The 13,128-nt window shown below is 68.9% G+C and carries 11 protein-coding genes; 7 read left to right on the plus strand and 4 right to left on the minus strand.

The window, feature by feature from the left end:
* Nucleotides 1-54 precede the first annotated feature (54 nt).
* Nucleotides 55-660, minus strand: coding sequence for a DUF3558 family protein (locus tag ABZ552_RS25750; RefSeq protein WP_281880098.1), 606 nt, complete (start codon nt 658-660; stop codon nt 55-57).
* Nucleotides 661-859: 199 nt separating this feature from the next.
* On the opposite strand from ABZ552_RS25750, the gene ABZ552_RS25755 reads away from it, so the two are divergent.
* The 3 genes from ABZ552_RS25755 (at nt 860) to ABZ552_RS25765 (ending at nt 3,660) form a co-directional block, all read left to right on the plus strand.
* Nucleotides 860-2,281: a cytochrome ubiquinol oxidase subunit I gene (locus tag ABZ552_RS25755; RefSeq protein WP_281880099.1), complete on the plus strand. Its 1,422-nt coding sequence runs from the start codon at nt 860-862 to the stop codon at nt 2,279-2,281.
* Nucleotides 2,282-2,284: 3 nt separating this feature from the next.
* Nucleotides 2,285-3,319 carry a cytochrome d ubiquinol oxidase subunit II gene (locus ABZ552_RS25760; RefSeq protein WP_281880100.1) on the plus strand — a complete coding sequence of 345 codons (1,035 nt, stop codon included), beginning with the start codon at nt 2,285-2,287 and terminating at the stop codon, nt 3,317-3,319.
* A 200-nt stretch (nt 3,320-3,519) separates the two neighbouring features.
* Nucleotides 3,520-3,660, plus strand: coding sequence for a hypothetical protein (locus ABZ552_RS25765; RefSeq protein WP_281880101.1), 141 nt, complete (start codon nt 3,520-3,522; stop codon nt 3,658-3,660).
* Nucleotides 3,661-3,928: 268 nt separating this feature from the next.
* On the opposite strand, the gene ABZ552_RS25770 is transcribed toward ABZ552_RS25765, so the two are convergent.
* Both ABZ552_RS25770 and ABZ552_RS25775 read right to left on the minus strand, forming a co-directional pair.
* Nucleotides 3,929-4,186, minus strand: coding sequence for a hypothetical protein (locus tag ABZ552_RS25770; RefSeq protein WP_357440268.1), 258 nt, complete (start codon nt 4,184-4,186; stop codon nt 3,929-3,931).
* A gap of 450 nt (nt 4,187-4,636) precedes the next feature.
* Nucleotides 4,637-5,368 carry an IclR family transcriptional regulator gene (locus ABZ552_RS25775; RefSeq protein ID WP_281880961.1) on the minus strand — a complete coding sequence of 244 codons (732 nt, stop codon included), beginning with the start codon at nt 5,366-5,368 and terminating at the stop codon, nt 4,637-4,639.
* A 204-nt stretch (nt 5,369-5,572) separates the two neighbouring features.
* Between ABZ552_RS25775 and ABZ552_RS25780 the strand changes: the two genes are divergently transcribed.
* The 4 genes from ABZ552_RS25780 (at nt 5,573) to ABZ552_RS25795 (ending at nt 9,422) form a co-directional block, all read left to right on the plus strand.
* Nucleotides 5,573-6,394: a fumarylacetoacetate hydrolase family protein gene (locus tag ABZ552_RS25780; RefSeq protein WP_281880104.1), complete on the plus strand. Its 822-nt coding sequence runs from the start codon at nt 5,573-5,575 to the stop codon at nt 6,392-6,394.
* Nucleotides 6,395-6,397: 3 nt separating this feature from the next.
* On the plus strand, nt 6,398-7,378 hold the full coding sequence (locus ABZ552_RS25785) for an acetaldehyde dehydrogenase (acetylating) (protein ID WP_357440271.1): 981 nt from the start codon (nt 6,398-6,400) through the stop codon (nt 7,376-7,378).
* Nucleotides 7,375-8,400, plus strand: coding sequence for a 4-hydroxy-2-oxovalerate aldolase (gene dmpG, locus ABZ552_RS25790; RefSeq protein WP_281918332.1), 1,026 nt, complete (start codon nt 7,375-7,377; stop codon nt 8,398-8,400). Before ABZ552_RS25785 ends, dmpG begins: the two co-directional genes overlap by 4 nt.
* Nucleotides 8,401-8,489: 89 nt before the next feature.
* Nucleotides 8,490-9,422 carry an undecaprenyl-diphosphate phosphatase gene (locus ABZ552_RS25795; protein ID WP_281880109.1) on the plus strand — a complete coding sequence of 311 codons (933 nt, stop codon included), beginning with the start codon at nt 8,490-8,492 and terminating at the stop codon, nt 9,420-9,422.
* A gap of 56 nt (nt 9,423-9,478) precedes the next feature.
* Here the strand turns inward: ABZ552_RS25795 and ABZ552_RS25800 are convergent.
* Nucleotides 9,479-13,128, minus strand: a 3,650-nt coding sequence (locus ABZ552_RS25800; protein ID WP_357440274.1) for an amino acid adenylation domain-containing protein, incomplete at its 5' end; no start/stop codon positions are given.

Here is a 13,128-nt window from a genome sequence, read left to right on the forward strand (position 1 = left end):
GCACCGACCGACCCGTTCGACGCCAAGCCGAGCAGCAGGCGCCGCAACCCCCGGTCAGCGCAGGCGTGCGGCGATAGTGGTGGCGACGTCGATGGTTTTGGCGCATACGTCCCAGTCGACGCCCGTAGCTATCCCGGATACGGCGATTCCCAGGTAGAACGATCCTCCTGATGGTACGGACACGTGAACATCGCAGCTGCCGTTGCGGCCGTCCGGACGGGTGCTCGGCTCGAGCACGGCGCGGTGTCCCGCGACCGTGATCTCCCGCGCGAGCGGATCCCGCACCCGGCGCTGCCCGAGATCGCCGAGGCCGGTGGTCTGGGGCGCGAATCCGATGGTGAAGCCGCCGGACACCCCGGTCTGGATGGAAGACCAGGAGCAGCGGGGCAGCTGCTGCGGCGGCGTGGCCGCCTTGGCGTCGGGTTCGAGTACGTAGCGGGCGATATCGTCCGGGCCGAGCACGCTGCACGGATGATAGGTGAGGTCGGCCGGCGTCCACGGCTGCGGCGGCAACGGCGCGACCGACGACGTGGTGACGTCGCCCGGCGACCCGACCGGCGGACGGTCGTCGGTGTCGCACCCGACCACCGTCATCGTGGCCACCAGACCGCACATCACCCCGGACAACCATCGGCGTCGATCACGCCAAGAATTCGGCATCGGCAATCCTCCCTGCCCCGATCACACCAGGTTCGCGGCGAGCCGGCCACTCACGCGCTCTCCACGCGCGGCTCCGCTACGACGAGCACTTGGATCTGTACTACTTCGCCTGGTTGGCGGGGTGCAAAAGGGGGATATCCGCGAAAGGGCCGGATGCGTGTGAGACATGCGGCTGCCGAGAATGCGGAAAGGGGCTGGCATGGTGTCGAGCACGCTCGCCGCGCTCTACCAGGCGTCGGCTGAGGGGCCGCCCGGCCTGCTGCCCGCGCGCCAGCAGATGGCGTTCTCGCTGGGGTGGCACATCGTGCTCGCCTGTTTCGGGGTCGCTTTCCCCGCCATGATCTATGTGGTGCATCGCCGTGGCATCGTCCGCGACGACCGGACGGCCCTGGGATTGGCGAAGCGGTGGGCGACGGTTTCGGCGATCCTGTTCGCGATCGGCGCGGTCTCCGGGACGGTGCTGAGCTTCGAAATGGGCTTGCTGTGGCCGGGGCTGATGGGCCGCTACGGCGACGTGCTGGGTTTGCCGTTCGCCTTCGAAGGGCTTTCGTTCTTCATCGAAGCGATCTTCCTTGGCATCTATCTCTATGGCTGGGGTCGCATGGCCCCGCGCCTGCACCTCGCCATGCTCGTGCCGATGGGCGTCGCGGGGGTGATCGGCACCTTCTGCGTGGTCAGCGTCAACGCGTGGATGAACAACCCGACCGGCTTCCGCCTCGTCGACGGCGAGGTGACCGAGGTGAATCCGTGGCGAGCGATGTTCAACGACGGCGTCTACCTGCAGTTCGCGCATATGTGGGTCGGGGCGTTCATGGTCGTCGGATTCCTGGTGTCCGGGGTCTACGCGGCCGGTCTGCTGCGGGGACGTCGCGACGCACACCATCGGCTGGGGTTCACGGTCCCGTTCGTCTTCGCTACCGTCGCCGCGCTCGCGCAGCCCCTCATCGGACATGTCCTCGGAATGCGCGTGCACGACACGCAACCGTCGAAGCTGGCCGCGTTCGAACTCGCCCCCGCCGCGGAAGGGCCCGCCCCGCTGCGATTGGGCGGCGTCCTCGTCGACGGTGAGGTCAGGGGTGCGCTCGAGATTCCGCGCTTGGGTTCGATCATCGCCCGCAATTCCCTGACCGCCCCGGTCCCGGGTCTGGATGCCATACCTCCCGAGGATCGTCCGCCGGTCAACCTCACCCACCTCGCCTTTCAGAGCATGGTCGCCATCGGCACCCTGCTCGCGCTCATGGTGACCGTGTTCTGGCTGCTGCGCTGGCGGCGGCGCGACCTGCTGGCCGAACGCTGGTTCCTGGTCGCTGCGGTAGCCGCGGGGCCCTTGGCGATTCTCGCGCTGGAGTGCGGCTGGATCGCCACGGAAGTAGGCCGTCAGCCGTGGACGGTGTGGCAGGTGCTGCGCACCACCGACGCTGCCAGTACGAGCACCGGCCTCTGGTGGAGTTACGTCAGCGTGCTGCTGGTGTACGTCGGGATGACGGTGGGTGCGATCGTCGTCCTGCGTTCCATGGCCCGGCGCTGGCGCACCGGCGCCACGACCATCACCGCCCCTTACGGGCCGGGAGCGTCGCCGGTCGACCAAGCGCAGCGTGCCCGCAGCGTTGGAACGGGGTGACCGATGGATCTTTCCGACGTGGTCGCGACGGCGATGTTCACCGGGGTGGTGCTGTACGCGCTGTTCGCCGGCGCGGACTTCGGCTCCGGATTCTGGGACCTGACCGCGGGCGGGCCCCGGCGCGGCAGCCGCCTGCGCGTGCTCATCGACCACAGCATCGGACCGGTCTGGGAAGCCAATCACGTGTGGTTGATCTACATCCTGGTGTTCTTGTGGACCGCTTACCCGACGGCGTTCGCCGCGATCATGACCACTTTGTTCATCCCGATGAGTCTGGCCCTGCTCGGTATCGTGCTGCGCGGGGCGAACTTCGCGTTCCGTAAGTACTCCGCGACTCTGCGCCAGGCTCGCCTCTTCGGCGCCCTGTTCGCCGGCGCGTCGCTCATCACGCCGTTCTTCTTCGGCACCGCCGTCGGCGCGATCGCCTCCGGGCGGGTGCCCGCCGAGGGGTACGGCGACCGGGTGCGGTCGTGGCTGAATCCGACCTCGATCCTGGGCGGGACGCTGGCCGTCGGAACGTCCGCGTTCCTCGCCGGGGTCTTCCTCACCGCCGACGCCGCGCGTTCGGGCGACGACACCCTCGCCGGTTACCTGCGCTCCCGCACCCTGATCGTCGGTGGCGTGACCGGGGCGGTCGCGATCGCCGCGATCGCCCCGATCCGGCATGACGCACCGACCCTGGGATCCGGACTGCTCGGGCGCGCCTTGCCGCTGATCGCGCTCTCCGCCGCCGCCGGTGTGCTCACCCTGGTGCTGGTCTACCGTCGCCGATTCGCGTGGGCCCGCGTGCCCGCGACGGTCGCGGTCGCCGCGATCGTCATCGGGTGGGCGGTCGCGCAGACGCCGTGGATCCTGGTCGACGAGATGCTCATCGCGGATGCCGCGGGTGCCCGAGCGACTCTGGTCGGATTGCTCGCCGTGGTCGCGGTCGCCGCCGTCACGGTGCTCCCCGCGCTGACCTATCTGTTCTGGCTCACCCAGACCGACGCGTGGGTCCGCGACGAGCCCGCTCAGGTCCGATCTCCGGAGAAGGCGTAGCACCCTTGCCGGCGGTGAACCGTGTGACGGGAATCCCATGCGAGTACCGGAAGAACGGTTTGTTTACGGTCGCCCGTGGTACCCGGTGCACGTATCGGCCCGACAGCGCGGTCGTGCCGGTACGCAATCAGGGCCCACCGCTCGATGACCGGAGCGGGAGGTGCCTCTTCCGAGGGATTGACGGCGCAAAGGATTGCATCGTGATCGAGGACGCGAACGTGCCCAGCATCGACGACGACCGAGAGCGGATCATCTGGCCCGAGTCCAGCGCTTTGAGCGCATGGTGGGCGGATGTCATGGGCCACCGATTCCCCCGCGCGGAGACCACGACGCCGAGTTGACCCCATCCCGGCGCCCGGCGTCCCGTCGCGGCTGCCGTTCGTCGGTCGCGAGGTGTCGACCGGATCCCGGACATCCGAGCGCTACGCCGCATCTCTTCCGGTAGCGGCCGTTCGAATCATGCCGATGACCACCGAAGAGACGCGCTGGCGACGTCTCGTGGGGCCAGCCACGGCGGAGACCGCGCGGCGTTCCCGCGAGATGTCGCCGCGGTAGATGCCCACGGCAACCGCACCGTCCCGTCGGCAGATGGTTCGTCGTGCGGCCGTGCTACATGCCGGAGCCTTCGGGCGCCGGTGACCGGCGCAGCGCGAGTAGCCTGTCGACCAGCTCGATCGCCGTCAGCGTCGACGGTGCGGAGTCGGCGACGCGGATCTGGGCGGCGAGCCCGGCGGGGCAGCCGGGCCCCGGCCGGGAGGTTGTCGCGCATGCCGTACAGCCCTCGACGGCATCGGCGAGGTGGGCTTCGACATTGCGCGCGTCGAGCGCGGCGATCAAATCGAGCCCACTCAAGAAGTTGATCGGCATGTCGATGGTTTCCTCCGGCTCAATGTCCGATCGGGCGGCGAGTCGCCCACGATTGTCGCGGTCTTTTCCGCACCACGCAGCGCGACTCGCCTGAACGCCGGGTGGTGCGAGGCGGGCTGGCACCTGGCGGGGTGGCGATCCGTTGGGCGGCCGACGGCATTGTCGGCCTCCGACGTCATTGTCGGGTCGGATGTCCTGCGACGACTTTGTCGTACGGACGACGCGCAGCACGTGTTTATATAGGCTCCGCATCGGTAATGTAACAGATGGATATACCTTCGGGGAACCCGTCAGCGAACTTCTATTCGACGAGTTACGCGCCTGCCTGTGCCCGGTTTCGAGAGCATGGGAGCGCGGTGGGTAAATCATCAGCGACGCATCGCAACGGTATGGTCTCCACACTTGGTCCGGCGACGATCGTCGGCTTGTTCGGTGCGTTGTGCGCTCCGCTCAGGCGGGCGGCGTGCGCAGCAACCGAGCCCGCCGGGTGAGGGTTAGCCCGATGCCCTCGGCGGCCGCGCGGACGGAGGCCGCGTGGGCATCGGGATGGAACCGGTGGGACGGGCCCGCCACGCTGATCGCGGCCACCACTCGGTCGCCCTCACGAACCGGGGCGGCCACGCACACGAGGCCGGGAGTCGATTCCTCGAATTCGAAGGCCACGCCGTCGGCCGCGATGCGATCGAGCTGCTGGCGCAGCGTGCCCGGCAGGACCATAGTCCGCGGGGTGTAGCGACGAAGCGGTCCGGCCAGCACTTTTTCGCGAAGTGCCGGATCGGCGTTGGCCAGCAGCACCTTGCCGATGGCCGTGCAGTGCACCGGCATGCGCCCCCCGATCCGCGACGGAGCGCTGGCCTGCCTGCGCCCGCCGATCTTGGTCAGATATACGACCTCCATGCCGTCGAGAACGCCCAGATGCGTGGTCTCGTGCATGCGGGCGTTCAGCTCCTCGAGGAACGGAATGGCCACCTCCAGCAGACTCCGCTCGACCGACGCGCGCATACCCAGCTCGAACAGATAGCCGCCGAGCCGATACCCGGCATCGGTGCGGTCCAGCAGCCGCACCGTCACCATATCGGCGAGCACGCGGTGCAAGGTGCCCTTCGGAATGCGGGTCCGTCGCGCGAGTTCGGCGAGACTCAAGGCCGTGTCGTCGATGGCGAACGCCTCGAGCACCGCCATGATCTTGCCCAGCACGGTCGTACCGTCGACCGCACGGCCTGCGAACGCGGATGACACCGTAGACCTCCGAACCTTTTCGGCACCCCGGGTCACTCTACCGGTGCGGCGTTCGGCTCAGTGGAACGCATTGCTGGCGGCGCGGTCGCGGCCGCGGCGACAGTGAGACCACTGTTTCGCCCTCCTCACCAGAATCCGGGACTGCCGATGCCAACACCTCCAGACCTCGACCGACGCTCCGCGACCGCGGACACGGCCACGCTCGCGGCCGGCCGGCTCAGCGCCGCTGCCCGCTCCGGCACCCCGTGCGCACCGGTACGCGACTTGATCGGCGCCGACGACATAGCCGCCGCGTACGCGGTGCAAGAGCTGCTCACCGCCGAGCGCATCGCGGCGGGCGCCGAAGTCGTCGGACGCAAGATCGGCTTGACCTCCCCGGCGGTACAGCGACAGCTCGGCGTCGACCAACCCGACTTCGGCGTGCTGTTCGATGACATGCGCTACCGGCAGGCCACGCCCGTGCCGCTGAGCCGGTTGCTGCAACCGAAGGTCGAAGCGGAGATCGCGTTCGCGCTCGCGGCGGACCTGGTCGACGGCCCACTCGACGCGGAGCAGGTGCGCAGCGCGGTCGACTATGCGGTTGCCGCACTGGAGATCGTCGACAGCCGCATCGCCGGCTGGGACATCACGTTCGGCGACACCGTCGCCGACAACGCCTCGAGCGGCCTTTTCGTTCTCGGCACCGATCGCCGCACCCTCGATTCCTTCGAGCCCGTCGCGGCACAGATGCGGATGGCGATCGACGGTGCCGAGGTGTCGACCGGAACCGGCGCCGCCTGCCTCGGCGATCCGCTGCACGCGCTGGCCTGGCTGGCCCGCACCACGCGGGAGTTCGGCCGTCCCCTGCGGGCTGGTCAGGTCGTTCTCTCGGGAGCGCTCGGACCGATGGCCGCCATCGAAGGCCCCGCAACCGTCACCGCGGACATCACCGGGCTCGGCTCGGTGACCGCCACCTTCATCCAGGAGTGAACCATGAACGACAGCCCCGCCAAGCTCGAAGTCGCGGTGATCGGATCGGGCAACATCGGCACCGATCTGATGATCAAGGTGATCCGGCACTCGGAGGTGCTGAAGATGGGCGCCATGGTCGGTATCGACCCCGGATCCGACGGCCTCGCCCGCGCGCGCAGGCTCGGGGTCCCGACCACGGCCGACGGCGTCGAGGGACTGCTGAAGCTGCCGAACTTCGACGACATCGAGCTGATCTTCGACGCGACTTCCGCCAAAGCCCACGCCGCGCACGCCGCGGTGCTCGAACCGCTCGGCAAACGCCTGATCGATCTGACGCCCGCCGCGCTCGGCCCGTTCGTCGTACCGGCGGTGAACCTCGACGAACATCGTCATGCGCCCAACGTCAACATGGTGACCTGTGGTGGGCAGGCCACCATTCCGATCGTCGCCGCCATCTCCCGCGTCACACCGGTCGCTTACGCCGAGATCGTCGCGTCCATCGCCTCGAAATCCGCCGGACCGGGTACGCGCGCCAATATCGACGAGTTCACCGAGACCACCGCGCACGCGATCGAATCGGTCGGCGGCGCCCGGCGCGGCAAAGCCATCATCATTCTCAATCCGGCCGACCCCCCGCTGATCATGCGCGATACGGTGCTGTGCCTGGTCACGGCCCCCGATCCCGCTGAGCGAGAGGCGATTCGGGAATCGGTCGAACGGATGGTCTCGGAGGTGGCCGCGTACGTGCCCGGCTACCGTCTCAAGCAGCAGGTGCAGATCACGCCCGTCCCGCAGGACCAACCGGTGCACACGCTGCTCGGCCCGGACGCGGCGGCCTCGCCCACCCACCAGGTGACGGTCTTCCTCGAAGTCGAAGGAGCCGCCCACTACCTCCCGGCCTACGCGGGCAATCTCGACATCATGACCTCGGCGGCCGTGCGCTACGCCGAATCCATCGCCGACACGATCGCCGCACCGGCAGAACAGGGAGCGCTCCGATGACCACCCAGCTGTTCATCCAAGACGTCACACTCCGCGACGGCATGCACGCGGTGCGCCACCGCATCACTCCCGACGACGTCGGGCGGATCGTGGCCGCGCTCGACGCGGCGGGGGTCGACGGCATCGAGGTCGCCCACGGCGACGGCCTCGCCGGAGGTAGCTTGAACTACGGCCCGGGGAGCAACACCGATTGGGAGTGGATCGAAGCCGCCGCCGCGAATCTCACGCACGCCAGGTTGACCTCCCTGCTGTTGCCCGGCATCGGCACCATCGAAGAACTGAAGCACGCCTACCGGCTGGGCGTCCGGTCGGTGCGGGTGGCCACGCACTGCACCGAAGCCGATGTGTCCGCCCAGCACATCGCCACCGCGCGGGAACTCGGCATGGACGTCTCCGGGTTCCTGATGATGTCGCACATGGCCGAACCAGCTCGCCTGGCCGAGCAAGCGAAACTGATGGAATCCTATGGGGCGCAGTGCGTCTACGTCACCGACTCGGGCGGCCGGTTGACCATGAACGGCGTCCGTGACCGGGTCCGTGCCTACCGTCAGGTGCTCGATCCGGGCACCGAGATCGGCATCCACGCGCACGAGAACTTGTCGTTGTCGGTGGCCAATTCCGTTGTGGCCGTGGAGGAAGGTGTCACCCGGGTGGACGCCTCGCTCGCCGGGCACGGGGCCGGTGCGGGCAACTGCCCGATCGAACCGTTCGTCGCCGTCGCCGACCTGTACGGCTGGAAGCACAACTGCGATCTGTTCGCTCTGCAAGACGCCGCCGACGACCTGGTGCGGCCATTGCAGGATCGCCCGGTGCGCGTCGACCGGGAAACCCTGACTCTCGGGTACGCCGGGGTCTACTCGTCCTTCCTGCGGCATGCCGAAACCGCCTCGCGGCGCTACGGAATCGACGTGCGCACGATCCTGCTCGAGGTGGGACGCCGCGGGCTGGTCGGCGGGCAAGAAGACCTCATCGTGGACATCGCCCTGGATTTGGTCGCCGCGTCCGGCAGCTCCGCGGACTGACCGCGTCGACATCTCCGATGGTGGTGGTCGTCGTCACCGAGCCGAGGCCCTCCCATGATTGCGTTGCACGCGTGCGAGACTCGGGGACGATGCTCACCTACTTTCAAGCGACTGTCATCGGTGCGGTGCAGGGTGTCACCGAACTGTTCCCGATCTCCAGCCTCGGCCACTCCGTGCTGGTCGCGGCGTGGCTGGGCGGCGATTGGGAGAAGCTGACCGGCGAGGGCGAGTCCGGCACACCGTATCTGGCGTTCGTGGTGGCGCTGCACGTGGCGACCGCGGTGGCGCTGCTCGGCTACTACTGGCGCGACTGGTGCGCGATCGTCGCGGGTCTGTTCACCACGCTGCGCACCGGGCGGCTCGACACCATTCCGCAGCGGCTGGCGTGGCTGATCGTCATCGCCACCGTTCCCGTCGGCGTCCTCGGCTTTCTGCTGGAACATCCGCTGCACGCCTTGTTCGGGACGCCCGTCTACGCCGCCTTCTTCCTGGCGCTCAACGGTGTCGTGCTGATCATCGGCGAGGGATTGCGCCGTCGGAACGAGCCGTCCCTGGCCGAATACGGCCGACGGTTCGCCCGGCAGGAAGCCCGGCGCGGCACGCTCACCGCCGAGGCGGAGACCCGTCGCCAATCCGACCGGCCGCTGGCCGCCCTCGGGGCACGGGATGCCCTGGGGATCGGTTTCGCCCAAGTCGGCGCGCTGCTGACCGGTTTCAGCCGTGCTGGCCTGACCATGGTCGGCGGCTTGTGGCGTGGTCTCGCGCACGAGCACGCGGCCAAGTTCGCCTTCCTGCTGGCCACCCCGGCGATTCTGGGCGCGGGTCTGCTCGAGATCCCCGAACTGGTGGGTCCGAGGACCGAGGGCATCCGCGGGCCGGTGCTGGTCGGCGCCATCGTCTCCGGAGTGTCGTCCTGGCTGGCAGTACGGTTCCTGGAGCGGTACTTCCAGACCCGCACCCTCCTGCCGTTCGCGGTGTATTGCATCGCCGCCGGGGCTGTCTCACTCGTCCACTTCGGCTGAGGTCGCCTGGACGGAGGTCTACGGCCCGGCTCCGGCGAGCCGGGCCGATCAGCCGGTTACGCGCATTCGTCGGTCGGCACCTCACTGTCGTCATCCAGGACGACCGATGCGCCGACGCTGCCGGCGGCGACCAGTTCGATCAGAGCGGCGGACGATCCCGGTTCCTCGCGCTGCACTATTTCGGACTCGTAGGTGAGTTCGGCACCGTCGCGCAATTGCGCGGCCGCGGCCGCCAAATCGTCATAGCTCAGGGTCTGCTCCCCGACGAAAGCCGCGTCGCTGCCGCGCAGGGCGCGGGTGCGGTGGGCGTAGGTGACCGGGCGGGGGGATTCGGCGGCGATCTCGGCGACGAGGGTGGGGTCGTCGAGGGCGAGCCAGTCCAGCGCGCCGGTCGAGCCGGCGCCGCCGGTCGTGAGACCGATCTTGATCTCCGGTTCGTGCGGCAGCGGTGCGTCGAGTGCGTCGACCGGGACGACCGCGGCGCCGGTCTTGAGGACGGCCCAGGTGGCGATGACCGCCTCGATGCCGCGGTCCAGCCGCAGCGCGACGCCCGCGCCCGGTCCGCAGCCGCGCGCGATGAGCACCCGCGCCAACCGCGACGAACGCGTCTCCAAACCGTGGTAGGACAGCTCCTCGTCGCCGGACGCGACGGCGGGGGCGTCGGGGTCGTCCTCCACCGCGGCCACGAGTGCTTGGGTGAGCGTGGTGCCCGCGGTCGTGGCCGAACTCTGCGGTGGCGCGGGATCCCTCTTGGCCGTGCCGAATTCCCGTTCGGCGTCGTCGAGGATGTCGATGTCGCCGATGAGGGTGTGCGGGTCGGTGGCGATGGTGGTGAGGATGCGTTCGAGTCGGCGGCCGAGGGTTTGGACGGTGGTTTCGTCGAACAGGTCGGTGGCATAGGTGAACACGGTGTCGAGTTCGCCGGGGGTGCCGTCGTCGCGGTGGTGGGGGTTGACGTTGACCTGCAGGTCGAATTTCGCTGCGACGCTGCCGGTATCGAGCGCGGCGACGGTCAGGCCGGGCAGCCGCAGGGTGGGTTGTTCGTTGTTCTGGAACGACAGCACGACGCCGAACAGGGGGTTGTGGGTGGTCGCGCGGCCGGGGGCGACGACTTCCACGACGCGTTCGAAGGGGATGTCGGCGTTGGCGAAGGCGGCCAGGTCGGTTTCGCGGGCTTGGTCGACCAGTTCGGTGAAGCTCATGCCCGCCTCGACGCGGGTGCGCAAGGCGAGGGTGTTGACGAACATGCCGACCAGGTCGTCGAGCACGCGTTCGCCGCGTCCGGCGATGGGTGTGCCGATGGCGACGTCCGGGTCGCCGGACAGCCGCGCCAGCAGCACCGCCAAGGCGGCGTGCACGACCATGAACAAGGTGCAATTGTGCTCGCGCGCCAGGGCCGTGAGGGCCTGATGGATTTCCGGAGACAGGGCGAAGCCGGTATGGGCGCCGCGCATCGAAGCCACCGCCGGGCGGGGCCGGTCCAGCGGCAGGTCGGATTCCCCGGTCAGTCCGTCGAGTTGACTGCGCCAGTAGGCCAGTTGGTGGGCGGCGACGGAGGTGGGGTCGTCGTCGGTGCCGATCACACTGCGTTGCCAGATGGCATAGTCGGCGTACTGCAGTTCCAGCGGCGACCAGCGGGGGGATTCGCCGCTGCTGCGGGCCAGGTAGGCGGTCACCAGATCGCGCGCCAGCGGCGCCATGGACGCGCCGTCGGCGGCGATGTGGTGGGCGACCACCGCCAGCAGATGCTCATCGGCGCCGGCCCGCGCGAGCAGTGCCCGCACCGGCACCTGCTCGGTGACATCGAACCCGGTCAGCATCAACTCCGTCACCTGGGTGAGCGGGTCGTCGGTGGCGGTGATCTCCAGCCCGCCGGGCAGGGCTTGCTCCACGGGGAGGATCTGCTGGTACGGCAATCCGCCCGGCCCGGCCGGATACCGGGTGCGCAGCGATTCGTGGCGTTCGAGCACGTCCGCCATGGCGGACCGCAATGCGGCGACATCCAATTCCCCGGTCAACCGGATCGCCATCGGAATGTTGTAAGCAGGGGAGGCGGGGTCGAACTGGTTGAGCACCCACATCCGTTGCTGCGCCAGCGACAACGGGATCGGTTCCACCCGCTCGGCGCGCGAAAGGTGGGGGCGGGCGCCGCCCCCGGCGCCGGGCACCACCCGCGCGGCCAGCGCTGCCACCGTCGGCGCTTCGAACAGCTCGCGCACCGCCACATTCGCGTCCAGCGCCTCGTTGATCCGCGCCACCGCCCGCGTGGCGACCAACGAGTTACCGCCCAACGCGAAGAAGTCGTCGTCCAAACCGACCTCTGGCGCACCCAGCAACGCGGCGAACACTTCCGCCACCGCCTGCTCCACCGGCGAACTCGGCGCGCGGTAGGCGACCGCGCTGCTGATCTCCGGTGCGGGTAGCGCGCGGCGGTCGAGTTTGCCGTTGGGGGTCAGCGGCAGCGTTTCCAGTGTGACGACCGCGTCGGGGACCATGTAGCCGGTGAGGAACTGCGCGAGTTGCGCGCGGATCGCGGCCGGGTCGATAGTGGCGCCGGTGTCGGCCACTACATAGCCGATGAGGCGTTGACCGGTGTGCTCGTCGCCGCGGACCAGCGCGACCGCCTGACTCACTCCCGGGCAGCGCAGCAGCGCCGCTTCGATCTCGCCGAGTTCGATACGGAATCCACGCAATTGGACCTGCTGGTCGCCACGCCCGGCGTACTCGAGGACGGCGTCGTCGCCGCGTGTACGCCAGCGGCCGACATCACCCGAGCGATACATTCGCGACCCCGGCGCACCGAACGGATCGGCCACGAACCGGGTCGCGGTCAGTCCGGGACGGCCCAGATACCCGCGGGAGAGCTGCGCACCCACGACATGGATCTCACCGGCCACCGCCACCGGCGCCGGGTGCAGCCGCCAGTCCAGCACGTACGCCGCCAAACCGGGCAGGGCGCGGCCGATCACACTGGCCGACTCCCGCGCATCCTCTGCGGCCAAGGGCAGGAACGACACATGCACCGTGGTCTCGGTGATGCCGTACATGTTCACCAACCGGGTGCGTTCACCGTGGCGGTCATACCAGCGGCCCAGCTTCCGCAGATCCAGCGCCTCCCCACCGAAGATGACGTACCGCAACGCCAGCTCACCCGCGCTCGCCGCCCGATCGGCCTCCACCAACTGGTAGAACGCCGAGGGCGTCTGGTTGAGCACGGTCACCCCTTCCCGGATCAGCAATTCACGGAACTGCTCGGGGGAGCGGGAGGTCAGATAGTCGACCACGATCACGCTGCCGCCGTGCGCCAACCCGGCCCACAACTCCCACACCGAGAAGTCGAAGGCGAAGGAGTGGAACAACGTCCACACATCGGTTTCGTCGAACTCGAACAACGGCTGGGTATTGGCCAGCAACTCCAGCACATTGCGGTGCGCGACGCCGACGCCCTTGGGCACGCCGGTGGAGCCGGAGGTGTAGATGACGTAGGCCAAATTGTCCGGGCGCAGCGGCCGTACCCGCTCGCCATCTTCGACCGGCGCATCCGAGTAACGTGCCGCGTCGGACAACGACACCACCGGCAACGCACCCGACGGCACCGCCTCCTGCCCGGTGGTGGTCAGGACGCACACCGGCGCGGCGTCTTCGAGCATGAATTCCAGCCGCTGTACCGGGTAGCTGGTGTCGATCGGCAGGTAGGCCGCGCCGG

Source organism: Nocardia sp. NPDC019219, from assembly GCF_040632645.1.
Lineage (GTDB): Bacteria > Actinomycetota > Actinomycetes > Mycobacteriales > Mycobacteriaceae > Nocardia > Nocardia sputorum.